Genomic DNA, 25345 nt, shown 5'->3' with positions numbered 1-25345 from the left:
CCTGTGGATCGTCGTCGGGGAGGGCAACCGCCCCCGAGGTGACCCGGAGCAAGTGCCGGGCCGCGTCGGGGTGTTGTCGGGGGCCACCCCCTACGGTGCCGTGGTGTGCCCGGCGCGCAGGGTGTGCAGCAGGTCGACGCGGTTGGTCGTGATCGAGTCGGCGCCGAGGTCCAGGAGGCGGCGCAGGGAGCGGCGGGTGTCGGGGGTCCAGACGGACAGCAGGTAACCGTCGCGGTGGACGCGGGCGGCGAGATCCCGGTCCACCAGCGTGAAGCGGTAGTTCAGCCAGCGGGGCCGCACCGCGTCCAGCAGCCCGGCCCGCGGCGGCGCGAGGGTCGTCCAGGTCAGCGCGATCTCGGCGGCCGGGTCGGCGGCGCGCACGGCGAGCATGGCCTCCGCGCCCGCGCAGTAGTACACGCGGTCCCGGGCCCCGCACGCGGCGACGACGTCGACGATCCGCCGCACCGCCCGCGGGCGGGCCGGGCCCGGCAGGTCGATCATCACCCGGCCGTCGCCCGTCGCGGTGAGCGCGTCCTCCAGCGTGGGCACCAGACCGTCCGTCACATCGCGCACCTCCGCCGCGGACAGCGCGTGCAACTGCCGGTCGTGGGCCCACAGCCGCTTCAGCGACTCGTCGTGGAGCAGCACCGGAACACCGTCCCGGGTCAGCCGTACGTCGATCTCGACGGCGTCCGCGCCCTGCTCGAACGCGGAGCGCAGCGAGTCGACGGTGTTCTCGCGGAAGCGGTAGGGGTCGCCGCGGTGCGCGACGGCGGTCACGGTCTGCATGGCCCCATTGTGTCCCGCCGGGTCCCGCTCAGGGTGCGAGCCACCGTGCGGTGTAGTCGTCGATCTCGTCCGCGACGCGTGCCTTGCCGGCCGCGTCCATGAAGGAGGCGTGCACCGCGTTCTTGGCCAGCTCGGCCAGACCCCGCTCGTCGAGGTCGAGCAGCCGGCCGGCCACGGCGTACTCGTTGTTGAGGTCCGTGCCGAACATCGGCGGGTCGTCGGAGTTGACCGTGACGAGGACCCCGGCGCGGGCGAACTCCTTGATGGGGTGCTCCTCGAGGGTGCGCACCGCCCGGGTGGCGATGTTGGAGGTCGGGCAGACCTCCAGCGGGATGCGGTGTTCGGCGAGGTGGGCGAGCAGCTTCGGGTCCAGGGCGGAGCTGGTGCCGTGGCCGATCCGCTCGGCACGCAGCTCGGTCAGCGCGTCCCACACCGTCTGGGGGCCGGTGGTCTCGCCGGCGTGCGGGACGGAGCGCAGCCCGGCGGCGATCGCCCGGTCGAAGTAGGGCTTGAACTGGGGTCGCGGTACGCCGATCTCGGGCCCGCCGAGCCCGAACGAGACCAGGCCCTCCGGGCGCAGCCGGTCGTCGGTGGCGAGCCGGGTGGTCTCCTCGGCCGACTCCAGTCCGGCCTCGCCGGGGATGTCGAAGCACCAGCGCAGTACGGTCCCGAACTCGGCCTCCGCCGCCTTGCGGGCGTCCTCGATCGCGTCCATGAAGGCGCGCTCGTCGATGCCCCGGCGGGTGGAGGAGAACGGCGTGATGGTGAGCTCCGCGTAGCGCACCTGCTGCCGGGCCAGGTCGCGGGCCACCTCGTAGGTCAGCAGCCGGACGTCCTCCGGGGTGCGGATCAGGTCCACGACGGACAGGTACACCTCGATGAAGTGGGCGAAGTCCGTGAAGGTGAAGTAGTCGGTCAGGGCCTCGGGGTCGGTGGGCACCTTGGAGTCGGGGTGGCGGGCGGCCAGCTCGGAGACGATCCGGGGGGAGGCGGAGCCGACGTGGTGCACGTGCAGTTCGGCCTTGGGCAGTCCGGCGATGAAGGCGTGCCGGTCACGCGGTGCCTGCGGGTCGAGCAGCGTGCGCGGGTCACGGGGTGCGTGCTGGTCGGTCAAGGGGTTCCCTCCCCGGGAAGGGCGCCGCGGGCCCCGGGGGCGCGGCGCGGGTGATCGGCTGATCGGTGAGCACGGTCATCGTAGGCGCATGCCTCGCCGTGGCCCCCGGGCGGACCCGGAGCGTGGGCGGAGTCACCCGGATCCCGGCGGTCCGCCTGAGCCGGTCAGGCCTTAGCATGGCGGGGCGATCGATCAAGGGGGAGACGACATGACGGACGGAACGCAGGCCGGCGGTGGCGCGGGGAACGAGGATCCGTGGGCAGCGCCCGGTAGCAGACCTTCTCTGGAGAAGAACCCGCCGGCCCCGGAGCAGCCGTCCGGTTTCCCTCCGCCCTCCGTGCACGACCAGGAGACGATGATCTCCACGCCGGGGGCCGGTTTCCCGCCGCCCGGCTACGGCGCTCCCACCGCGGACTCCGTACCGCCGCCGCCCGTCGCGCCCACCGGTCCGGGCGTGCCCCCCGGCGGCGTCCCCGGTGGGTACGGCTACCCCACCTATCCGGGAGCGGGCCAGGGCTGGTCCGGCATGCCGATGCCCCCGCAGAACGGGATGGGCACCGCCGCCATGGTGCTCGGCATCCTGTCCTGCGTGATGTTCTGCGTCTACGGCATCTTCAGCGTGGTGCTCGGCGTCCTCGCCGTGGTCTTCGGTGTCAAGGGCCGCCGGAAGGCCGACAGCGGCGAGGCCAACAACCGCGGCCAGGCCCAGGCCGGGCTGATCACGGGCATCATCGGTATCGTCCTCGGCCTCGCCGTGATCGTCCTGGTGATCATCGGCGTCGCCTATGCCAACCACGTCGAGGTCTCGGACAGCTCCTGGGACGAGGGCGCCCGAGCCCCTCTGCCGACCGTGACGGTCCAGACCGCCCACTGACACCGCGACCGGCCCGCGCCCCGGCGCGGGCCGGTCAGCTCGTGCGTGCGTCGGTCCGTAGCCGCTCGCGTGCCTGCATCAGGGCGAAGCCCAGCAGGTTCGGCCCGTGCCAGCGCTCCGGGTCGGCCGCCGCCTCGTCGCCCGCGGCCAGTCCGATGCCCCATATACGGTCCACCGGACTCGCCTCGACCAGCACACTCCCCCAGCCTTCGGCCGGGGGGACCCCCATCTCGCTTCGCTCGCCCGTGGCCAGCAGGAACTCGCGCAGCGCGGGGTGGGCGGCGAACTTGTGGACGCTGCCCTCCACCACGATCCGGAACCGCTCGCGCTCCCATACGCGCTCGTCGAAGCCGCGTACGAGCCGCCCCTCCTTCTTGGCCTCGGCCGGATGCCCCGCGGCCAGCACCCGCCGCTCCGCCTCCGCGTCCCCGAACAGCCGCGCCTTGCCGGCCATCATCCAGTGCTCCGCGGTCGCGTACGGCACCGCGTCCACGGTGAACGGCGACGGCCACCACTGGCTCAGACAGCTCGGTCCGACCCGGCCGCCCGGGTGCGGCCGATGTCCCCAGAAGTGCAGGTAGCGCACGCGTCGCCCGGCGCGGACTTCCCTGGTCAGAGCCTGCCAGGAGTCGATGTTCCCCATGCACGCGAGTGTGGCACGCACCACTGACACACCGTCCTGCCTTTTCCGTGCCGACTCGACACCTGGTCGACAGATTCCGTCGCGTAACCAAAAGGCAACAACGGAATCCCTTGTTGCGGTCCCTGGCCTCTGTCAGGATCGGCACTCAAATCGAGCTGGAGCTACGCCACCCGCCCTCGGCGACCGAGGAGCGACGGCGGAGGAGAGCGACATGCACAACCCGGGCACCGCAACCCCGGAACGATTCCCGGCGCAGGACCGCTTCGCGGCCGGCGCGCAGTACATCTCCGGCCGGCTGACCAAGGGCACCTCGGGCAGCAGCCACGCGGTCGTCGACCCTGCCACCGGCGACGAGGTCTTCACCTACGAGCTGGCAGGACCCGAGGACGTCGACGCCGCGGTGGCCGCCGCGCGCGAGGCGTTCCCGGGCTGGGCGGGCGCCACGCCCGGCGACCGCTCGGACGCGCTGCACCGCTTCGCGGCCGTGCTCGCCGACCGGGCGGAGGACTTCGCCCGCGCCGAGTCCCTCCAGTGCGGCAAGCCGCTGAAGCTGACCCGCGAGTTCGACGTGCCGGGCACGATCGACAACGCCGCCTTCTTCGCGGGCGCCGCCCGGCACCTCCAGGGCCAGGCGGCCGGCGAGTTCTCCGGCGACCACACGTCCTACGTGCGCCGCGAGCCCATCGGCGTCGTCGGCTCCATCGCGCCCTGGAACTACCCGCTCCAGATGGCTGCCTGGAAGATCCTCCCGGCCGTCGCCGCGGGCAACACCATCGTGCTCAAGCCCGCCGAGCTGACCCCGCTGACCTCGCTGCTGTTCGCCCAGGCCGCCACCGACGCGGGCATCCCGGACGGCGTGATCAACATCGTCACCGGCACCGGCAGGGTGGCGGGCGAGCACCTGATCGGCCACCCGGACGTGGCCATGACGTCCTTCACCGGCTCCACCGCCGTCGGCAAGCGGGTCGCCGAGATCGCCACGGCGACCGTCAAGCGCCTGCACCTGGAGCTCGGCGGCAAGGCGCCCTTCCTGGTCTTCGACGACGCCGACCTGGAGGCCGCCGTCAACGGAGCGGTCGCGGGCGCGCTCATCAACACCGGGCAGGACTGCACCGCCGCCACGCGCGCGTACGTGCAGCGTCCCCTGTACGAGGAGTTCGTCGCGCGGACGGCCGCCCTGATGGAGACCGTCCGGCTGGGCGACCCGTTCGCCTCCGGCACCGACCTCGGCCCGCTGATCTCGCACGTCCAGCGCGACCGCGTCGCCGGTTTCGTCGACCGGGCGCGTGCCTACGCGCGCGTGGTCACCGGCGGTGAGGCTCCCCAGGGCGCGCTGAAGGACGGCGCGTACTATCGCCCCACTCTCGTCGCGGACGCGGCCCAGGACAGCGAGATCGTCCAGTCGGAGATCTTCGGTCCGGTACTGGTCGTACTGCCGTTCGACAGTGATGATGAGGGGATCCGTCTGGCCAACGACACTCCGTACGGTCTGGCGGCCTCGGCGTGGAGCCGGGACGTCTACCGGGCCAACCGCGCGACGCGGGAGATCAAGGCGGGGTGCGTATGGGTCAACGACCACATTCCGATCATCAGCGAGATGCCGCACGGCGGTTATAAGCAGTCCGGCTTCGGCAAGGACATGTCCTCGTACTCGTTCGAGGAATACACGCAGATCAAGCACGTCATGTTCGACAACACGGCGGTGGCCCGCAAGGACTGGCACCGCACGATCTTCGGGGACCGATAGCAACGACCAGGCCTCGAACCAGGCCACCTTCCCGAAAGGGCACCACGCGCATGGAGCAGTACGAGCCCGACCGCCTCACTCCGGCCCAGCTGGCCGCCGTGCGGCGCAGCTTCCGCAACGGCAGGGCCGCTTTCAGCCGCCGTTCGCTGCTGCGCGCCTCAGCGGGCGGCGCGCTCGCGGTCGGGGGACTCGGGGCGCTGAGCGCCTGCGGGATCCCCCCGGCCGGCCAGGCACAGGGCGGCACCTCCGCCGAGGACCACTCGGCCAAGGAGAAGGTCGTGAACTTCTCCAACTGGCCCGTGTACATCGACGTGGACAAGAGCGGCAAGCAGCACCCCACGCTCGACGAGTTCACCCGGCAGACCGGCATCAAGGTCAATTACACCGAGGACATCAACGACAACAACGAGTTCTTCGGGAAGGTCAAGCCGCAGCTCGCCGCCGGCCAGGACACCGGCCGCGACCTCATCGTCGTCACCGACTGGCTGGCCGCGCGGCTGATCCGCCTGGGCTGGGTGCAGAAGCTGGACGCGGCGAACCTGCCGCACGCCTTCGCCAACCTGTCCGAGCAGTACCGCAGTCCGGACTGGGACCCGGGGCGCGCCTACTCCTACGCGTGGCAGGGTGTGTCGACCGTCATCGCCTACAACAAGAAGGCGCTCGACGGCATCGAGGTCAAGTCGGTCTCCGACCTGCTGGACAACCCCAAGCTCAAGGGCCGGGTCTCGTTCCTGTCCGAGATGCGGGACAGCATGGGCATGACCCTGCTCGACATGGGCAAGGACCCGGCGAAGTTCACCGACGACGACTACGACGCGGCGATCGCCCGTCTGCAGAAGGCCGTCGACAAGGGGCAGATCCGGCGCTTCACCGGCAACGACTACACCTCCGACCTGACCAAGGGCGACATCGCCGCCTGCGTCGCCTGGGGCGGGGACATCGTCCAGCTCCAGGAGGACAGCGCCGACGTCGACTACGTCATCCCGGACGCCGGCTGGCTCACCTCCACCGACAACCTGATGATTCCCAACAAGGCCCGTCACAAGGCCAACGCCGAACGGCTGATCGACTTCTACTTCCAGCCGCGGCAGGCCGCCCAGCTCTCCGCCTACGTCGCCTTCATGAGCCCCGTCGACGGGGCGAAGGAGGAACTGGCCAAGATCGACAAGGCGGCGGCGGAGAACCCGCTGATCATCCCCACCAAGGACATGGTGGCCAAGGCCCACTCCTTCCGCGCCCTGAGCGACAAGGAAGAGGCGGCCTACGAAGCGAAGTTCGCGAAGCTCACAGGGGCGTGACGAGAATGACGACGAAAGACAACAGCGGCGACGTCCGCCTCTCCGGGATCGGCAAGCGCTACGGCGCCTTCACCGCCGTGCACCCGCTGGACCTGACCGTGCCGCAGGGGTCGTTCTTCGCCCTGCTCGGTGCCTCCGGCTGCGGCAAGACCACCACCCTGCGCATGATCGCCGGTCTGGAGGAACCTTCCTCCGGCACCGTGCACCTCGGCGACCAGGACGTGACGCACCTGCCGCCCTACAAGCGCCCGGTGAACACGGTCTTCCAGTCCTACGCCCTCTTCCCGCACCTCGACATCTTCGAGAACGTCGCCTTCGGTCTGCGCCGGCGCGGCATCAAGTCGGTGAAGAAGCAGGTCGAGGAGATGCTCGACCTGGTGCAGCTCGGCGAGCAGGCGCGCAAGAAGCCGCACCAGCTCTCCGGCGGCCAGCAGCAGCGCGTCGCCGTGGCCCGCGCGCTGATCAACCACCCCAAGGTCCTGCTGCTCGACGAGCCGCTCGGCGCCCTCGACCTCAAGCTGCGCCGCCAGATGCAGCTGGAGCTCAAGCGCATCCAGACCGAGGTGGGCATCACCTTCATCCATGTCACGCACGACCAGGAGGAGGCCATGACCATGGCCGACACGGTCGCCGTGATGAACGGCGGACGGGTGGAGCAGCTCGGTTCGCCCGCCGACCTCTACGAGAACCCGCAGACCACGTTCGTCGCGAACTTCCTCGGCACCTCCAACCTGATCGAGGCCGAGGTCGACTCCAGCAGCGGCGACGACGTCGTCCTGAAGGCGGGCGGCGGCAAGCTGTTCCTGCCGCAGGCGCGATGTTCCGCCCCGGCGGCGACCGGCGGCAAGGTGCTCGTGGGTGTCCGCCCGGAGAAGATCTCGCTGACCCACGCCGACGACGCGGGCGAGATACCCGACGGCCGCAACCGCATCACGGGCCGGATCTCCGAGTCGAGCTTCATCGGCGTCTCCACGCAGTACGTGATCGACAGCCCCGTCTGCCCCGGCTTCGAGGTCTACGCCCAGAACATCGACCGCGACGCCCGCCTGGTGCCCGGCGCCGAGGTCGTCCTGCACTGGAACCCGGCCCACACCTTCGGTCTGGACGCGGCGCAGTCCCTGCTTGCTGGGACAACGGGCGACGCGGGCGTCGAGAGTGTCGAGGAGGACGCAGCCTGATGGCCGCCGTCACCGAGGCGCCCTCGCCGCCCGCCGCCCAGCAGACGAGACCGCCGCGCAGGCGGGGCCGCTTCACGCCGTACTGGCTGTTGCTGCCCGGCATCCTGTGGCTGGTCGTCTTCTTCGCGCTGCCGATGATCTACCAGGCGTCCACGTCCGTGCAGACCGGCTCCCTTGAGCACGGCTACGAGGTCACCTGGCACTTCGCGACCTACTGGGACGCGCTGTCCGAGTACTGGCCGCAGTTCGTCCGCTCGGTCCTGTACGCGGCCTCCGCGACGATCCTGTGCCTGCTGCTCGGCTACCCGCTGGCGTATCTCATCGCCTTCCGCGCGGGCCGCTGGCGCAACCTGATCATGATCCTGGTGATCGCGCCGTTCTTCACCAGCTTCCTGATCCGGACCCTGGCCTGGAAGACGATCCTCGCCGACGGCGGCCCGGTCGTGGGCGCCCTCAACACGCTGCACCTCCTGGACGTGACCAACTGGCTCGGCTGGACCGCGGGCGACCGGGTGCTCGCCACCCCGATGGCGGTGGTGTGCGGTCTGACGTACAACTTCCTGCCGTTCATGATCCTGCCGCTGTACACCTCGCTGGAGCGCATCGACTCGCGGCTGCACGAGGCGGCGGGCGACCTGTACGCCAGGCCGTTCACCACCTTCCGCAAGGTCACCTTCCCGCTGTCGATGCCGGGCGTGGTCTCCGGCACGCTGCTGACCTTCATCCCGGCGGCCGGCGACTACGTCAACGCGGACCTGCTCGGCTCCACCGACACCCGCATGGTCGGCAACGTCATCCAGACGCAGTTCCTGAGGATCCTGGACTATCCGACGGCCGCGGCCCTCTCCTTCATCCTCATGGCCGCGATCCTCGCGATGATCACCATCTACATCCGCAAGTCCGGCACGGAGGATCTGGTTTAAATGGCCTTCGTCAACTGGCTCAAGCGCCACCTCGTCGTCATCGCCGGACTGCTGACGCTCGGATACCTGCTCCTGCCGAACGTCATCGTCACGGTCTTCTCCTTCAACAAGCCGAAGGGCCGCTTCAACTACCAGTGGCAGGCGTTCTCCATGGACGCCTGGAAGGACCCGTGCGGTGTCGCCGACATGTGCGGATCACTGTCGATCAGCCTCCAGATCGCCGTCTGGGCCACGATCGGCGCCACCGTCCTCGGCACGATGATCGCCTTCGCGCTGGTCCGCTACCGCTTCCGCGCGCGGGGCACCGTGAGCTCGCTGATCTTCCTGCCGATGGCGATGCCCGAGGTGGTCATGGCGGCCTCGCTGCTCACCCTGTTCCTCAACATGGGCGCGCAGCTCGGCTTCTGGACCATCCTGATCTCGCACATCATGTTCTGCCTCAGCTTCGTCGTCGTCGCCGTCAAGGCGCGCGTGATGTCGATGGACCCGAGGCTGGAGCAGGCCGCGCAGGACCTGTACGCCGGACCGGTGCAGACGTTCCTGCGGGTCACCCTGCCGATCGCGGCCCCCGGTATCGCCGCGGGCGCGATGCTCGCCTTCGCGTTGTCGTTCGACGACTTCATCATCACGAACTTCAACGCGGGCTCGACCGTGACCTTCCCGATGTTCGTCTGGGGTTCGGCGCAGCGCGGCACCCCCGTCCAGATCAACGTCATCGGTACGGCCATGTTCGTCATCGCCGTGCTGTTCGTCCTGGTCTCCATGGCCATCGGCAACCGCCGGGCCAGGCAGAAGGCATGACACCCCGTCCCACCGCACCAACGAAATTGACTCTGTAGGGAGTTGAAATCATGGCCCGTGGCGCCATGAGCCGTGAGAACGACTGGACCACATCCCTCTCCGAGGCCCAGCCCGTCCCGTACTGGCTGGACGACCCCGGCAGGCCCCGCCCGGAGCCGGCGCTGACCGGTGCCGAGACCTGCGACCTGCTGGTGGTCGGGGGTGGTTACAGCGGACTGTGGACCGCGCTGATCGCCAAGGAGCGCGACCCCGACACGGACGTGGTGCTGGTGGAGGGCCGCGAGGTGGGCTGGGCCGCCTCCGGCCGCAACGGCGGCTTCTGCGCCGCCTCCCTCACGCACGGACTGGCCAACGGCCTGGCCCGCTGGCCGGATGAGATCCACAAGCTGGAGGAACTGGGCGCCCGCAACCTCGACGCCATCGAGGAGACGGTCGCCCGGCACTCCATCGACTGCGAGTTCGAGCGCACCGGCGAACTCGACGTCGCCACCGAGCCGTACCAGGCCAGGGAACTGCGGGACTGGTACGCGGAGATGCGGGAGCAGGGCCTGGCCGAGGGACACGAGTTCCTCGACCGTGACGCGGTGCGCGAGCAGGTCGCCTCACCGGCCTTCGAGGCCGGCCTGTGGGACCGCCGGGGTGTGGCCATGGTCCACCCGGCCAAGCTCGCCTGGGGCCTCAAGCAGGCGTGCGTGCGCCTCGGCGTGCGTGTCTACGAGCGCACCCCCGCCCTGACCCTGAGGCCGTACGGCGCCGGGATGTCCGTACGCACCCCCTACGGCCGGATCAGGGCCCGCCGGGTCGCGCTCGGCACCAACGTCTTCCCCAGCCTGGTCAAGCGGGTGCGCTCGTACACCGTCCCGGTCTACGACTACGCCCTGATGACCGAGCCGCTCAGCGCCGAGCAGATGGCGTCGATCGGCTGGAAGAACCGGCAGGGCCTCGGGGACGAGGCGAACCAGTTCCACTACTTCCGGCTGTCGGCCGACAACCGCATCCTGTGGGGCGGCTACGACGCGATCTACCCGTACGGCGGCCGGGTGCGCGCGGAGTACGACGACCGCCCCGAGACCTACGCCAAGCTGGCCGGGCACTTCTTCACCTGCTTCCCGCAGCTCGAAGGCGTCCGCTTCACCCATGCCTGGGGCGGGGCGATCGACACCTGCTCGCGCTTCTCCGCGTTCTTCGGCACCGCCCACCAGGGGAAGGTCGCCTACGCGGCCGGCTACACGGGCCTCGGCGTGGGCGCGACCCGCTTCGGCGCCGAGGTGATGCTCGACCTGCTCGCCGGGCAGCGGACCGAGCGCACCGAGCTGGAGATGGTCCGCAGGAAGCCGATGCCGTTCCCGCCCGAGCCGTTCGCCTGGACCGGCATCGCGCTCACCAAGTGGTCACTGGCCCGCGCCGACGAGCACGAGGGCCGGCGCAACCTGTGGCTGCGGACGATGGACCGCCTGGGGCTGGGCTTCGACAGCTGAGACCTGGGGCCCGGGGCTTGAGGCCTCTGCGGCCTGAGCCCCGCGCCCGATGCCTGGGACGAGACCTCCCTTTCCCTCACGACGCGCCCATGCGTCCACGGGAGAGGGAGGTCTTCTCATGCCCGCCGGTGCCACAGGTCTTGACAACCGAATTGGTCTGGACCAAATTGGGCGCGCTCCACCCTCCCCAATCCCCCCATTTCCGGAGGCAGTTGTGGATCGCGACATACTGAGACCGGCCGGTCCGGCAGGCCCGGCCAAGCGCCAGCTGCTCGCCGCGCTGACGGCCGGCCTCCTCGCCCTGCCCGGCGTCACCGCGCTCGCGACGACCGCGCGAGCGGCCGACGCGGACGTCCTGCGCAACGGCGGCTTCGAGGCCGGCCTCGACGGCTGGACCTGCTCAGGATCCTCCGGAACGACGGTGAAGTCACCGGTCCGCAGCGGCAGTTCCGCGCTCCAGGCGACCCCGGCCGGCAGCGACAACGCCCAGTGCGCGCAGACGGTGCCGGTCCAGCCGAACTCCCAGTACACACTGACCGGTTACGTCCGCGGCTCCTACGTCTACCTGGGCGCGAGCGGCACCGGCACCACCGACGTCTCCACCTGGACCCAGTCCGCCCCCGGCTGGCAGCAGCTCACCACCACCTTCCGCACCGGTGCGCAGACCACCAAGGTCACGGTCTACACCCACGGCTGGTACGGCACGGGCGCCTACTACGCCGACGACCTCTCGCTCGTCGGACCGGGCGGATCCACCGGCCAGCAGCCGCCCGCCGCGCCGACCGGTCTGAAGACCGGCACCATCACCTCGACCAGCGTGGCCCTGTCCTGGTCCCCGGTCGCCGACGCCACCGGCTACGCGGTCTACCGCGACGGCGCGAAGGCCCAGACGGTCACCGGCACGTCCGCCACGGTCACCGGCCTGACGCCCTCGACCTCGTACGGCTTCCAGGTCGCGGCGGTGAACTCCGCGGGCGAGTCCGCGAAGTCGGCGACGGTGACGGCGAAGACGGCCGCGGACCAGGGCGGCCCGGGCGGCGGCACGTCCGACCTGCCGGCGCACGCCCTGGTCGGCTATCTGCACGCGAGCTTCGCCAACGGATCCGGCTACACCCGCATGGCCGACGTCCCCGACGGCTGGGACGTCATCGACCTGGCCTTCGGCGAGCCGACCTCGGTCACCTCCGGCGACATCCGCTTCAACCGCTGCCCGGTCACCGAGTGCCCGAACGTCGAGAGCGACGCCGAGTTCAAGGCGGCCATCAAGGCCAAGCAGGCGGCCGGCAAGAAGGTCCTGATCTCCATCGGCGGTCAGAACGGCCAGGTGCAGCTGACCACGACGGCGGCCAGGGACACGTTCGTCTCGTCCGTCTCGAAGATCATCGACACCTACGGTCTCGACGGTCTCGACATCGACTTCGAGGGCCACTCCCTGTCCCTCGACGCGAACGACACGGACTTCAGGAACCCGACCACCCCCGTGGTCGTCAACCTGATCTCGGCCCTGAAGACCCTGAAGGCGAAGTACGGCGCCAAGTTCGTCCTGACCATGGCCCCGGAGACCTTCTTCGTGCAGATGGGCCACCAGTACTACGGCACGGGCAAGTGGGGCGGCCAGGATCCGAGGTGCGGCGCCTACCTCCCGGTCATCCACGCCCTGCGCGACGCCCTGACCCTGCTCCACGTCCAGGACTACAACTCGGGACCGATCATGGGTCTCGACGGCCAGTATCACTCCATGGGCGGCGCGGACTTCCACATCGCCATGACCGACATGCTGCTGACCGGCTTCCCGGTGGCCGGTGACGCGTCGAACGTCTTCCCGCCGCTGCGCCCCGACCAGGTGGCCATCGGCATGCCGGCGTCCGTCAACGCGGGCAACGGCTACGTCGCCCCGGCCGAGGTCACCAAGGCCCTGGACTGCCTGACCAGGAAGACGAACTGCGGCTCGTACAGCACCCACGGCACCTGGCCGGCTCTGCGCGGCCTGATGACGTGGTCGGTCAACTGGGACCGGTTCGGGAACTGGCAGTTCAAGAACACCTTCGACGCCTATTTCGGCCGCGGCCGCTGACCCGTGAGCCGGTTCACTCCAACGGGGGACGGTAATCCGCGTAATGGCTGATGGGAGACCTCCCTCTCTTCCTCGTGGACGCGGCCCGCGTCCACGAGAGTTGAGGGAGGTCTTCTCATGACTGGGGCGAAGACGGAGGTCGCCTGGCTGGCATCGGTCGCGCCGGACCCGGAGGCCTGCCGCTGGGAGTGGGAACGCAACCCCCGGGGGGTCGCCCTGCTGCCCGCGGGCAAGGCCTGGGACGTCCTGATCCTGCCCGGGGTGCTCGGCTACCCGACGCTGGACGTCCTGACCCGCGTCCTGGACCGGCCCGGGCCGGTGCTGGCCGACTTCGAGGACGAGCGCATGGGGTTCTTCGTGCCGCCGGGCACCGCGGCCCGCTGGCTCGGCACCGGTGTCCGCGGCGCCGGGCTCGGCACCTGGATCGTCGTGCCGTACCCGGGACGCGTCACCGGCAGGCTGCGCTGGCTGGTCACACCGGACGGCTCGGGCACCCTCACCGATCCGGCGCTGCTGGAGCTGGCGATGCACGAGGCGGCCGCGGCCGTCGCCCTCGAAGAGGAGGGCCACTGATCAGCAGCCACAGCGCGGAGAGCAGCACGGCCGCAAGGCACCAACTGGCCACGACGTCCAGTGGCCAGTGGTAGCCCCGCCGCACGAGCCCGAAGGAGGTGCCGGACACGAGCGCGGCGCACAGTGCGACCACGGTCCGGCGGGCGGCGGCCGTACGCAGCCGGATCAGCAGCACGAGCGCCGCGGCGCCGTAGGCGACGGCGGCGGTGGCCGCGTGCCCCGACGGGAAGTAACCGGTGCCCGGGGGCATGACCGAGGTACCGGGGCGGGCCGTCCAGGCCTTCAACGGCACGACGAGCGCCGGGAGCAGAGCCATCGGCACGGCTGCCTCGAGGGGCGTGAGCCACCAGCGCGCCACGCCGGCGGCGCGGCCCCGCCAGGCCGCGTGGATCAGGACGGCCAGGAGCACGGGTACCGCGATCTGCACCTGCCCCAGATCGGCGAGCAGCTGGGAGAGGCGGTCCGGGTGCAGCAGGGCGTGACCGGCCTCCCGGTCCGCGTCCAGCAGCGGGCCGCCCGCCATCACCTGCCAGGTGATCAGCGCGAACAGGACGGCCGGGACGGTGAGGAGGAGGACCGCGAACACCACGGGCACAGCTTCGCAGGCGGGGCGGGGGAGTCCGGACCCGGGGCCCGGGCCGGTCGGTCCCGCGCCGATCCGGTCGGTCCCGCGCCGGTCCGGCCGGTGCCGGACACACCGAAGGGCCGGCGCAAGGGGGGGATGTGCGCCGGCCCTTCGAGGACGGTTCTGCGACCGTCGGGGACCGGAAGGCCGCGCGCCCCGGGGGGTTTGGGGCGGGCGACTGTCCGATCATTGAGGAGAACCGGAACCCGTGGGTTCCGGGTGTGTGCGCGAGGCACGACCAGGTCGAAGCTGGGGAGGCCTCGGCCTGAGTCCGCCCACAGTCCCCTGTGGACGGGTGTATCTCTCATCCGGGAAGAACTTACGGCAGCCGGTGGGCGGGGGACAGCGGGAACGGTGTCCCGCCATCCACCTCGCACACCTTCTTCACACCCTCTGCCGCCGGCTGCGTCAGGTGTGCGGATCCGTCGATCAGATGCGCGCGAACGCCTGCTCGATGATGTCGAGGCCCTCGTTCAGCAGGGACTCGTCGATGACGAGCGGAGGCAGGAAGCGCAGCACGTTGCCGTAGGTGCCGCAGCTCAGCACCAGCAGGCCCTCGGCGTGGCAGGCCTTGGTGAGCGCCGCCGTCGCCTCCGGGTTCGGCTCCTTGGTGTCACGGTCCTTGACCAGCTCGATCGCGATCATCGCGCCGCGGCCGCGGACGTCGCCGATGATGTCGAACTTGTCCTGCATGGCGGTGAGGCGGGCCTTCATGACCTCCTCGATCCGCTTCGCCCTGGCGTTGAGGTCGAGCTCCTTCATGGTCTCGATCGCGCCGAGCGCACCCGCGCAGGCCACCGGGTTGCCGCCGTAGGTGCCGCCGAGGCCGCCCGCGTGCGCGGCGTCCATGATCTCGGCGCGGCCGGTGACGGCGGCCAGCGGCAGACCGCCGGCGATGCCCTTGGCGGTGGTGATCAGGTCCGGGACGATGCCCTCGTCCTCGCAGGCGAACCACTGGCCGGTGCGGCAGAAGCCGGCCTGGATCTCGTCGGCGACGAAGACGATGCCGTTGTCGGCGGCGAACTCGCGGATCGCGGGCAGGAAGCCCTTGGCCGGCTCGATGAAGCCGCCCTCGCCGAGCACCGGCTCGATGATGATCGCGGCCACGTTGTCCGCGCCGACCTGCTTGCTGATCTGGTCGATGGCCTGCTTGGCGGCCTCGGGGCCCGCGTTCTCCGGGCCGGTCGGCCAGCGGTAGCCGTAGGCCACCGGCACCCGGTAGACCTCGGGCGCGAAGGGGCCGAAGCCGTGCTTGTACGGCATGTTCTTCGCCGTCAGCGCCATGGTGAGGTTGGTGCGGCCGTGGTAGCCGTGGTCGAAGACGACGACGGCCTGGCGCTTGGTGTAGGCGCGGGCGATCTTGACGGCGTTCTCGACGGCCTCGGCGCCCGAGTTGAACAGCGCGGACTTCTTGGCGTGGTCACCCGGCGTGAGCTCGGCCAGCGCCTCGGCGACGGCCACGTAGCCCTCGTACGGCGTGACCATGAAACACGTGTGGGTGAAGTCGGCGAGCTGCGCGGAGGCGCGGCGTACGACGGCCTCGGCGGAGGCGCCGACCGAGGTCACCGCGATGCCGGAGCCGAAGTCGATGAGGCGGTTGCCGTCGACGTCCTCGATGATGCCGCCGCCGGCACGCGTGACGAAGACCGGCAGCGTGGAGCCGACGCCCTGCGCGACCACTGCGGTCCGGCGGGCCTGCAGCTCCTGCGACTTCGGGCCGGGGATGGCGGTGACGACGCGGCGCTCCTGCTCAAGTGCGGTCATGGGGGCTCCCTGATGAGATCTTGCGTACGGCGGCGTTTTTCGGACGCTTTTCCTTCTTTTCTCGCAGGTTAGGACGGCGAGGAGTACCTGGGCATGCTCCATGTGGGCGTTGTCGGCGTGCGCGGTTGTCCGCGATGGACATAGGAGGGTCGCGGGCCGGAGACGCGCGCTGCCGGCGCCGTGACCTGCGGCGCGCCGCGCAATCGGTGAACTCCCCTTGCGTGGGCGTTAGATTGACTCGCTGACGGTGGACACAGCGGCTGGCCAGGGGGCATGGGCGATGGACGACGGGACGCAGGACGCCCGGGGTACGCACGCGAACCCCGTGCCACGCCCGGCGATGCCGCGGGAGGCTCCCGCGACGCCGCCCCGGCCGCGCGTGCCCCCGGCCGCCGCCCCGGGTGCCCAGGAGCAGCATCCCCGAGGGGGACCCGCGCACGTGCAGCGGTCCGCCGTCGCCGAGTGGCTCGACACCCCCCGCCCGGCCGCCGCGCCCGGCGTCTGGCGGTTCGGCCACCGCCCGCCCAAGCCCGCCAGGACACCGGACCGGCTGCCCTCGATCACGATCGTCGGGCTGCTGATCCCGCTGGTCGTGGCGCTGCTCGTGTGGTCGCTGTGGCGGCAGGGCGCGCTGCCGTACCAGTGGGCGCCCCTGAAGCTGTTCACGCCGGGCGACTGGTGGTGGGGCGGCACCGTGTCCCCCAAGGAACCGCAGGGCCGCGAGGCGATGGTGGTCTACGACGGCGTGTTCTTCGCCGTGCTCGTCTACGCCGCCGCACGGCTGGGCAGCTGGCCCGACGTCGTACGGCACTTCGTGGGCCGCCGCCCGCAGCCCGCGCGGGCCCTGTTCGCCGCCGCCGGTGCGCTGACCGCGCTCAGCCTGGTGTTCCCCGGTGCCTTCCCGGGCGTCGGCTGGGACCCCGTACCGGTTGTCGGCCCCCTGTTCTCCCTGATCGTCCTCGTCTCGGGCGGCTACGGCCTGTTCGCCTCCCAGCTCTTCACCGACGCGCTGTACGCGCTGATCACCCTGCTGGTCGTCTGGCCGTTCGCCCGGGTCGGCGGCTGGTGGGCGTACGCCGGTGAGGTCGCCGCGCGCCGCCGGGCGGCCGCGGACCCCGTCGCGCCGCCCCCGGCGGACCTGCCGCGCTCGCAGTGGCCGGGGCCGCGCGAGGCCGGGCAGTACCGCGCGGCCGACCTGCTGGCCGCCGAAGTGGCCGCCGGCCGCATGAACGACGTGGACTGCGCCCGGATCGAGCGGGAGTGGGAGGCGGCCCGGCGGGAGGCGCGCGCGACCGCCTTCGCCGACACCGTGCTGCGGGAGGGCGCCGCCGCCTGGACCCACCCCTCAGGGGAACGCGACCTGCCGGGCCGCACCGCGCACCACGACCTGCTGGAAGGCCAGGTGCGCATCGGACGCTGGGCGGGGGAGCGGACTCCGCGCGACTACGAGGGGGCCGGGGCCGCCCTCGGCCCCGGCACGCTCGGCACCTCGCTGCTGTTGGTGGGCCCGCCCGGCTCCGGGAAGACCCGGCACGTCACCGCTCCGGTCACCGAGGCGCTCACCCTCCGGGCGCTGACCGGGGGATGCGCGGTCGTCGCCGTCTGCGCCGCCGGGACCGGGCTCGGCCCGGACTCCGCGTACGACGTGGTGGTCCGGATCGGCGACCCCGCCTCCGTCCACGACCTCGACCCGTACGCCGGGTCCGACGACCCCGACGAGGCCGCCGCCTTCCTCGCCGAGGCCCTGGCCGGAGACCTCGACACCGTCGGCGGGCAGAGCGCGGCCACCGCGCTCGCCCAGGTGCTCGGCCCCTACCGCGTGGTGCACGGGCACTTCCCGCCGCTGCCGGTGCTGCGCGAACTGCTGGAGGGCGACCCGGGCGCGCTCGCGTCCCTGCGGGCGGCGCTGGCGGCGGACGAGCACGCCGCGCTGCGGCGCGAACTCGACGCCCGGATGCGGCAGGCCGGCTCCGCCGCCGACGCAGGACCGGCCCTCGCGGACCGGCTCGCGCTCCTGGACCGGCCGGTGTTCGCCGAGTTCTTCGGCGCCGCGGGGCCCGGCAGCCGGCCCTTCTCGCTGCGCGCGGTCGCCCACCATCCGCTGCGGGTCCGCGTCGACCTGCCCGAACACGGGCACGAGGAGGCGTCCCGGCTGATCACCCGGCTGGTCCTGGCCCAGTTCCACACCGTCGTACGGGACACCCGGCGCCCCCACTTCGCCTGTCTGGTCCTCGACGACGCCACCGGGGCCGTCACCGCCGAGTCGGTGCGGCGCGTCCAGGGGCTGCGCTCCCAGAACGCCGGCGTCGTCCTCGCGCTCCGCTCGGTCGCCGACGTGCCCGAGGCGCTGCACGGCCCGCTGCTGGCGGCCGTCGGCTGCCGTATGGCGCTGGCCGGCGTCACCACCTGGGACGGCAGCCGATTCGCGCAGGCCTGGGGGACCGAGTGGGTGGAGACCAAGGAGGTGGCCAAGCACACCGTGTTCGCCCACCAGCCGATGACCCGTGCCATCCACGCCCTGCGCAAGCTGGTGACCGGACGGGCCGTGACCACGGACGCCGTGACCACCCGGCAGGTGGAGCGGGAGCGCTGGTCCGCCTCCCAGCTGGCCCACGAGGTCCCGCCCGGACACGCGGTGCTGTCGCTGACAGACGTCCGGGGCGAGCACGCGCCGCCGCTGCTGGTGGACCTGCGGGGCTGAGCGGACCGGGGTGGAGCGAGGCCGGACCGGGGTGGAGCGAGGTCCCCCGGGCGACGGGCGTCCGCACGGACCGTGACGCGTTCACCGTACGGTGAGGCAGAATCGGCATAGGCCGTTCATACGTCACGTCCAAAAGATCACAATGATCATCCGACCTCCATAGAACTTCCGGAAGAACCTCCGCCCAGCGCCCCTGCCGAGAACCTCCGCCGCAGCGCCCTGCCGACCAGAAGGCCCCATGCCCCCGACGCTCGCCTCGCTCGTCCACCACTCCGCGCTCAAGCTGACCGTGCGCGCGGCCGGGGACCGCCTGGACGTACCCGTCCGCTGGGCCCACGTCAGCGAACTCGCCGACCCCGTGCCGTACATGGAGGGCGGGGAGCTGCTGCTGATCACCGCGCTCAAGCTGGACGCGGAGGAGCCCGAGGCCATGCGCCGCTATGTGAAGCGGCTGGCCAAGGCCGGGGTCGTCGGGCTCGGCTTCGCCGTCGGGGTCAACTACGAGGAGATCCCCGCGGCGCTCGTCGACGCCGCCGAGGAGGAGGGGCTGCCGCTGCTCGAAGTGCCCCGCCGCACCCCGTTCCTCGCCATCAGCAAGGCGGTCTCGGCGGCCATCGCGGCCGACCAGTACCGGGCGGTCACGGCCGGCTTCGCCGCCCAGCGGGAACTGACCAAGCAGGCCCTGAACGCCGGACCTGAGGGACTGCTCGCCGCGCTCGCGGCCCAGGTGGACGGCTGGACGGCGCTCTACGACGCCTCGGGAGCCGTCGTCGCCGCGGCACCCGAATGGGCCGCCCGCCGCGCCGAACGGCTCACGGGGGACATCGAACGGCTGCGCGATCGGTCGGCCCCGGCGTCCGCCGTGGTCGGCGGGCCCGAGACCGAGGACCGCGTCGAACTCCACTCCATCGGCACCGGACGCCGCCCGCGCGCCGCGCTCGCCGTCGGCACGGCCGCCACCCTAGGCACCGCCGAGCGGTACGCCGTGCACTCCGCCGTGGCCCTGCTGACCCTCACCACGGAACGCTCACGCTCGCTGCACGCCGCCGAGCAGCGGCTCGGCGCCGCCGTGCTGCGCATGCTGCTCGCCGGTCAGCCCGACCACGCCCGCGCGGTGGCCGGCGACCTGTACGGCGGCCTTCTGGACGCCCCCTTCCGTGTGATCGTCGCCGAGTCCGCCTCGGCGTCCGCCGCGCGGGCCCACGCGGGCGCACACGCGCGTGTGCAGCCCGCGGCGCCCTCCTCGGCCGCCGTGCTGGCCGCCGCCGACCCCGGCGCCGACCCGCTCACCGCGCTGTCCGAGGTCGTCGAGGCGGCCGCCGCCCGGTCGGGGGAGGCGGTGCTGGTGGTGCCCGACGGGGAGCGCCTGGTGGTGCTGGCCGCCGACGGGGGCGCGGCCGTGGCGGTGTGCGGACAGTACGCGGCGGCGCTGGAGGCGGCGCGGGCGGAGGCCGTGCGCGAGCAGTCGGGCGGCGGGGAGGAGGACGAACTGGTCGTCGGGCTGTCCGGACCGGCCGGGCCCATCGCGGCCGCCGCCGCGTACAAGCAGGCCGAACAGGCGCTGTCGGTGGCACGGCGGCGCGGACGGGTGCTCGTCGAACACGAACAGCTCGCCTCCGGATCAGTGCTGCCGCTGCTCGCGGACGACGCGGTCCGGGCGTTCGCTGACGGGCTGCTGCGCGCGCTGTACGAGCACGACGCGACCGGACGCGGCGACCTGGTGGCCTCGCTGAGGGCCTGGCTGTCCCGGCACGGCCAGTGGGACGCGGCCGCCGCCGACCTCGGCGTCCACCGGCACACCCTGCGGTACCGGATGCGCAGGGTCGAGGAGATCCTCGGTCGTTCCCTGGACGACCCGGACGTGCGGATGGAGCTGTGGCTGGCGCTGAAGGCCACGTCCACGGAGTAGGCACCCCGTTCTTCGACGCCCGTACGCCAATCCGGCGCACCCCCGCCCCGCACTGCTACGACTCGGACAAACGACCGCGGGCCGCCTCAGCTCTACCGTGGACGACGAAAGCCAAGTACATCTCCTACGCGGAAGGGCCGGGACTCCTTGATGACTTCCACCCACGCCTTCTGGCTCGCCGGCCGCCAGGTCACCGGCGAGGACACCTTCGACGTCACCAACCCGTGGGACGGGCGCCTGATCGGCAAGGTCGGCGTGCCGACCGACGCCCAGGTCGAGGAGGCCGTGGCCGCCGCGTACGCCGTGCGGGACGAGTTCGCCGCCACTCCGGCGCACGTACGGGCCGCCGCCCTCGACCACGTCAGCAAGCGGCTGGTCGAGCGCACCGAGGAGATCGCGCAGCTCATCTCCGCGGAGAACGGCAAGCCGATCAAGTGGGCGCGCGGTGAGGTCGGCCGTGCCGTGTCCGTGTTCCGGTTCGCCGCGGAGGAGGCCCGCCGGTTCAACGGCGGCGACGCCCAGCGCCTGGACACCGACGCCGGCGGTCAGGGCCGCCTCGCCTTCACGCGCCGCTTCCCCAAGGGCGTCGTCCTCGGCATCGCGCCGTTCAACTTCCCGCTGAACCTGTGCGCCCACAAGGTGGCCCCGGCCATCGCCGCCGGCGCGCCGATCATCCTCAAGCCCGCCCCGGCGACCCCGCTGTCCGGGCTGATCCTCGGCGAGCTGCTGGCCGAGACCGAGCTGCCGGCCGGCTCCTGGTCGGTCCTGCCGGTCGCCAACGACAAGATGCCGGCCCTCGTCCAGGACGAGCGCCTGCCGGTCATCTCCTTCACGGGTTCCGAGAAGGTCGGCTACGCGATCATGGACTCGGTGCCGCGCAAGCACTGCACGCTGGAGCTCGGCGGCAACGGCGCGGCCGTCGTCCTCGCCGACTACGCGAGCGACGAGGACCTGGACTGGGCCGCGGGCCGCATCGCGACCTTCTCCAACTACCAGGGCGGCCAGTCCTGCATCTCCGTGCAGCGCGTGATCGCCGACGCCTCGGTCTACGACCGCCTGCTGCCGCGCATCGTCGCCGCCGTCGAGGCCCAGGTCACCGGTGACCCCTCCGACCCGAAGACCGACGTCGGTCCGCTGGTCAGCGAGGACGCCGCGAAGCGCGTGGAGTCCTGGGTGCAGGAGGCCGTCGAGGCCGGCGCCACCCTGCACACCGGCGGCAAGCGCGACGGCGCCTCGTACGCCCCGACCGTCCTCACCGATGTGCCCTCCGAGGTGACGATCTCCTGCGAGGAGGTCTTCGGCCCGGTCCTGAGCGTGCAGAAGGTGAACGGCGAGGCCGAGGCCTTCGCCGCCGTCAACGACTCCAAGTACGGCCTCCAGGCAGGCGTGTTCACCCACGACCTCCAGACCGCCTTCCGCGCCCACCGCGCCCTGGAGGTCGGCGGAGTGGTCGTCGGCGACGCCCCCTCCTACCGCGCCGACCAGATGCCGTACGGCGGCGTCAAGCAGTCCGGCGTGGGCCGCGAGGGCGTCAAGTTCGCGATGGAGGACTACACCTACGAGCGCGTCCTGGTCCTGACGGGCCTCGCCCTGTAGACCTTCCGCCCGGACAGCCGACAACGGCCGGAGCCCGCTGTGCGGGGGCTCCGGCCGTCGTCGTACATGTGCCCACTGACCTGCTGGAACGGTCGGATCTTGGCTGATTCCCGTGGACTTGTGGGAACACCGTGGGAACACGGGGCTAGCCTCCGGGCCATGGCGAGCGTGGTGCGGCGCAAGAACAGGCGCGGGGAGATCACCAGCTTCCAGGTGAAGTGGCGTGACGGTGGCTCAGCGACCGGTGACTGGCAGACCGAGCGCTTCGACGACGAAGACTCGGCCAAGGTGTTCAAGGGGGCCGTCGACGAGGCCGGGCAGAACTGGCCCCCGGGCTGGGTGAAGGGCAAGGGGTTCATCGACGAGGCGTCTGCCGACGAACTGCGGTTCCGCTTCGACCGCTTCGCACGGGAGTCCATCGAGAACCGGACGGCGAGCAAGCGCTACGAGCAGCAGCGCATCCGGGCTCTGGAGATGTACGTCTTCCCGACGTTCGGCCTCTGCGATGTGCGCTCTGCCGAGCACTTCAGCAAGGCCACGATCGGCGCGTGGGTCAACAAGATGATGGAGACGAAGGTCAGGCGCGGGTCCAAGATCAAGGACATGTCGCCGGAGACGCTGCGGGACCTGCACGGGGTGCTGTCGTCGGTGCTGAAAGAGGCCGTGATCGCAGAGCCGCCGCTGCGGGACCGTAACCCGTGCGACCTGACGAGGCTCCCGAGCGCTGACGACTGGGGCATCGAGGACGACGAGTCGAGCGATGACATGGAGTTCATGACTCCTGCGGAGGTCGCCGGCCTTGTCGAGTGCTTCCCTCGGGCGAGCGACCGGATGCTCGTGCGCACGGCGTACGGGTCCGGCATGCGGTGGGGTGAGATCAGCGCGCTCGCGGCGCGGCACGCTCGTAACCCTCGGCCCGGCGATTACGAGGTGCGTGTCACCCGGGCGTGGAAGCGGGTGCCGCGCGAGCCGTGGTTCCTCGGACCGCCCAAGACGAGGGCCGGTCGGCGGACGATCGAGATCACGGCCGGGCTGTGGCAGGAGGTGCTGGACTACGGCCTCGCCGCTCTGGGGAAGGACGAGCTGATCTTCCATGACGGCAGTGGCGGCCGGCTCCCGTACAGCACGTTCTACGACCGGTGGATGGCGGCGGTCAAAGAGGCCAAGAAGCGTGGGGTGTTGCCGGATTGGAAGTTCCCCACGTTCCACGACGTGCGGCACTCGCACGTCGCGGCGCTGCTGTCGGATGGGCACAGCCTGACCTACGTGCAGAGGCGCCTCGGTCACGAGTCGATCAAGACCACCTCTGACCGGTACGGGCACTTGCTTGAGACGGCCCACAAGGCAGCGCTGGAGACGCTCGACCGCGTCATGGCCATGCCGGTACTGCACGCGCCCGACCTGGCTCCGCGACAGGTCCGGCAAGCCCGCGCACAAGGTGTGCGCCGAGGCCGCCATCGCCCAACAAGCCCAGGAGTACGCCGAAGCCTGGGAGAACGAAAGGTTCCGAACGCAGTGACCAGAAGCCGACTCGAAGGCGCCGAACGCCGAAGGATCGCCCTCAAGATGCAGGCCGACTACTACGCCGGCTCGTCCCTCCGGAACCTCGTCGACCGCACCGGCTGGTCGTACGGCACCGTCCGCAACCTCCTCCTCTCCGCCGGCACGGACCTCCGCAAGCGCGGTGGCGTCAAGGGCGTCGTGCCCAAGAGGAACCGGCAGAAGAAGCCCTGACCGCCCTCACCGCCCGGGACGGCAGCCCCACGGCCGCTCCGGGCCCAACCCTGCCCGGAGCACCCCTCCATGAGCAGCACCCCCGCCGCACCGCCCCCGGCGCGCGGCTCTACCACGGCGGCGTCCCCGGCCTGCGGGCCCGGCGACCTCATCGAGCCGCACCCGCCCGCCGTCGTCGACGGCTGCGCCATCTGCGAAGCCCGCGCAGCCGGCCGCGATCTGGAAGTGCCCGGCCTCGGTGTCGTCGACCCTGCCACCAGGCACCCCGACCGCGTGTACGTCACCAGCGACCGCGAATACGCCCGCTACTACGCCTCCAGGACCAGTCTGGGCGACCTGTACCAGGTCGAGCCCATCGGCGGCCTGCAGCCGTCCACCGAGGACCACTGGCCGACCTGGAAGTGCGAAGCCGCCCGCGTCGTCGCCGTCGTCTCCCGGGCCGTACGGCTCACCTACCGGCAGCGCCGCACGCTGCTGAACAAGTGGGAGCGGTACGACGAGGCCGCGGCCCTCGCACGGCTCGTCGGCGGGCGGCAGACCGGATGACCGCAACTAGAACCCGGACGCACGAGGCGGGGACAGCCCGGATGGACTGCCCCCGCCTCGGCGTGCGCGCGCGTGGCTCAGTCGTCGCCGACTGGCGTGTCGTCGTCCTCGACGAGCACTCGCTGCTCGCCCAGAGCGGCCAGAGCGCGCTCGTAGAAGTCGCCGGGGCCGCCTTCGGCGAGGCGTTCCAGCTCCTGCGCCAGGAGATCCACGCCGGCCAGGCCGAACCAGCCGACGACGACCAGCCGATCACCCTCCCCGGCAGCCAGCTGGAGGACGACGACCTGCGCCGCCGCAACCGCGACCTCGCCGCCACCCTCGGCGACGTCCTCAGCCAGTTCACGATGACCAACAACGGCGGCCAGGTCGTCCGCACCGGCTACCTCGGCACCAAGACCCTGGAACGGCGGCGGCAGGTCCTGACCGACAACGCCCGCCGCGAAGCGCAAGCCGACCACATGCCCAAGGTGCAGGGCTCATGCCCGGCCTGCGGGCGAGAGTCACTGTTCCTCGGAGGCGGCGGCTTCGTCACCTGCGCCATGCTGTCCTGCCCCAAGCCCGACGCCCCCACCGACGCCCTGGAGAACCCGCCGAGGGACGTCGACGACCGCGGACGGACCGACTGCACCACGGCACTCGCCGGGGCCCTCGAGCGCGCACGCCGCGCCCGCGACGCCTACGAGACGCTCCGCGCGGACGTCGTCACCGCGGCGAAGTACATCGCGCAGCAGCAGCGCCTCGGACGCATCGCACGCTCCAGCCGAAGCTCACCCCCGACGAGGCCCGCGCGGTCTCCGAAATGGTGGCCCGCGCCTGAGGCTACTTCCGCGCCATCGTCGACCAGTTCCGCGCGATGGCCCGCGACCTGATCGAAACCGTCCGCCGTCTCGGCGAGTACCTGCGCCGGCTGGGCGTCACGCCCGCTGCGGCGGGCCCGTCCCGGCCCGGGTGGATGAGCCCGTACGGCCCGCCGCAGAG

General features: G+C 71.6%; 19 protein-coding genes and 1 pseudogene. 15 read left to right on the top strand and 5 right to left on the bottom strand.

The window, feature by feature from the left end:
• Positions 1–90 precede the first annotated feature (90 nt).
• Both ACIP4X_RS23400 and ACIP4X_RS23395 read right to left on the bottom strand, forming a co-directional pair.
• Positions 91–789 carry a glycerophosphodiester phosphodiesterase family protein gene (locus ACIP4X_RS23400; protein WP_391458347.1) on the bottom strand — a complete coding sequence of 233 codons (699 nt, stop codon included), beginning with the start codon at positions 787–789 and terminating at the stop codon, positions 91–93.
• Between the two features lie 28 nt (positions 790–817).
• Positions 818–1982: pseudogene (locus tag ACIP4X_RS23395) on the bottom strand (adenosine deaminase).
• A gap of 129 nt (positions 1983–2111) precedes the next feature.
• Between ACIP4X_RS23395 and ACIP4X_RS23390 the strand changes: the two are divergent.
• On the top strand, positions 2112–2777 hold the full coding sequence (locus tag ACIP4X_RS23390; RefSeq protein ID WP_358734645.1) for a DUF4190 domain-containing protein: 666 nt from the start codon (positions 2112–2114) through the stop codon (positions 2775–2777).
• A gap of 34 nt (positions 2778–2811) precedes the next feature.
• Here the strand turns inward: ACIP4X_RS23390 and ACIP4X_RS23385 are convergent, their stop codons facing one another.
• Positions 2812–3420: an NADAR family protein gene (locus ACIP4X_RS23385; protein WP_358734643.1), complete on the bottom strand. Its 609-nt coding sequence runs from the start codon at positions 3418–3420 to the stop codon at positions 2812–2814.
• A 211-nt stretch (positions 3421–3631) separates the two neighbouring features.
• Here ACIP4X_RS23385 and ACIP4X_RS23380 point away from each other — a divergent pair, with 211 nt between their 5' ends.
• The 8 genes from ACIP4X_RS23380 (at position 3632) to ACIP4X_RS23345 (ending at position 13492) form a co-directional block, all read left to right on the top strand.
• Positions 3632–5167, top strand: a complete 1536-nt coding sequence (locus ACIP4X_RS23380; RefSeq protein WP_358734642.1) for a gamma-aminobutyraldehyde dehydrogenase — start codon at positions 3632–3634, stop codon at positions 5165–5167.
• Between the two features lie 50 nt (positions 5168–5217).
• Positions 5218–6465 carry a spermidine/putrescine ABC transporter substrate-binding protein gene (locus tag ACIP4X_RS23375; protein ID WP_358734640.1) on the top strand — a complete coding sequence of 416 codons (1248 nt, stop codon included), beginning with the start codon at positions 5218–5220 and terminating at the stop codon, positions 6463–6465.
• A 5-nt stretch (positions 6466–6470) separates the two neighbouring features.
• Positions 6471–7643 (top strand): ABC transporter ATP-binding protein, encoded by a 1173-nt coding sequence (locus tag ACIP4X_RS23370; protein ID WP_358734638.1) that lies wholly within the window; start codon positions 6471–6473, stop codon positions 7641–7643.
• Positions 7643–8566 carry an ABC transporter permease gene (locus ACIP4X_RS23365; protein WP_358734636.1) on the top strand — a complete coding sequence of 308 codons (924 nt, stop codon included), beginning with the start codon at positions 7643–7645 and terminating at the stop codon, positions 8564–8566. Before ACIP4X_RS23370 ends, ACIP4X_RS23365 begins: the two co-directional genes overlap by 1 nt.
• Complete coding sequence (locus tag ACIP4X_RS23360) at positions 8567–9367, top strand: ABC transporter permease (RefSeq protein ID WP_358734634.1); 801 nt, start codon at positions 8567–8569, stop codon at positions 9365–9367.
• 50 nt (positions 9368–9417) lie between these two features.
• Positions 9418–10845 (top strand): FAD-dependent oxidoreductase, encoded by a 1428-nt coding sequence (locus tag ACIP4X_RS23355; protein ID WP_358734632.1) that lies wholly within the window; start codon positions 9418–9420, stop codon positions 10843–10845.
• 214 nt (positions 10846–11059) lie between these two features.
• Positions 11060–12919: a chitinase gene (locus ACIP4X_RS23350; RefSeq protein WP_401350393.1), complete on the top strand. Its 1860-nt coding sequence runs from the start codon at positions 11060–11062 to the stop codon at positions 12917–12919.
• Between the two features lie 117 nt (positions 12920–13036).
• Positions 13037–13492, top strand: a complete 456-nt coding sequence (locus ACIP4X_RS23345) for a hypothetical protein (protein ID WP_358734628.1) — start codon at positions 13037–13039, stop codon at positions 13490–13492.
• On the opposite strand, the gene ACIP4X_RS23340 is transcribed toward ACIP4X_RS23345, so the two are convergent.
• Together ACIP4X_RS23340 and gabT are read right to left on the bottom strand one after the other, a co-directional pair.
• Complete coding sequence (locus ACIP4X_RS23340) at positions 13416–14015, bottom strand: phosphatase PAP2 family protein (protein WP_358734774.1); 600 nt, start codon at positions 14013–14015, stop codon at positions 13416–13418. The genes ACIP4X_RS23345 and ACIP4X_RS23340 overlap by 77 nt on opposite strands.
• 531 nt (positions 14016–14546) lie before the next feature.
• Positions 14547–15881, bottom strand: a complete 1335-nt coding sequence (gabT, locus tag ACIP4X_RS23335; protein ID WP_358734626.1) for a 4-aminobutyrate--2-oxoglutarate transaminase — start codon at positions 15879–15881, stop codon at positions 14547–14549.
• A gap of 280 nt (positions 15882–16161) precedes the next feature.
• On the opposite strand from gabT, the gene ACIP4X_RS23330 reads away from it, so the two are divergent.
• The 6 genes from ACIP4X_RS23330 (at position 16162) to ACIP4X_RS23305 (ending at position 25236) form a co-directional block, all read left to right on the top strand.
• Positions 16162–18582: an ATP/GTP-binding protein gene (locus ACIP4X_RS23330; protein ID WP_358734624.1), complete on the top strand. Its 2421-nt coding sequence runs from the start codon at positions 16162–16164 to the stop codon at positions 18580–18582.
• Positions 18583–18820: 238 nt separating this feature from the next.
• Complete coding sequence (locus ACIP4X_RS23325) at positions 18821–20491, top strand: PucR family transcriptional regulator (protein ID WP_358734623.1); 1671 nt, start codon at positions 18821–18823, stop codon at positions 20489–20491.
• Between the two features lie 150 nt (positions 20492–20641).
• Complete coding sequence (locus tag ACIP4X_RS23320) at positions 20642–22087, top strand: aldehyde dehydrogenase family protein (protein WP_358734621.1); 1446 nt, start codon at positions 20642–20644, stop codon at positions 22085–22087.
• Positions 22088–22246: 159 nt separating this feature from the next.
• Positions 22247–23821: a tyrosine-type recombinase/integrase gene (locus tag ACIP4X_RS23315; RefSeq protein ID WP_401350387.1), complete on the top strand. Its 1575-nt coding sequence runs from the start codon at positions 22247–22249 to the stop codon at positions 23819–23821.
• Positions 23822–23890: 69 nt separating this feature from the next.
• Positions 23891–24367 carry a hypothetical protein gene (locus ACIP4X_RS23310; RefSeq protein ID WP_401350384.1) on the top strand — a complete coding sequence of 159 codons (477 nt, stop codon included), beginning with the start codon at positions 23891–23893 and terminating at the stop codon, positions 24365–24367.
• A 41-nt stretch (positions 24368–24408) separates the two neighbouring features.
• Entirely contained in the window at positions 24409–25236 is an 828-nt protein-coding gene (locus tag ACIP4X_RS23305; RefSeq protein ID WP_401350381.1) for a hypothetical protein, read from the top strand.
• Positions 25237–25345: the final 109 nt, after the last annotated feature.

The sequence above is a fragment of the Streptomyces sp. NPDC088817 genome (assembly GCF_044750345.1).
Classification (GTDB): Bacteria; Actinomycetota; Actinomycetes; order Streptomycetales; family Streptomycetaceae; genus Streptomyces.
The sequence above is the reverse complement of the archived record's forward strand: the minus strand, read 5'-3'. Positions and strand labels throughout refer to the sequence as shown.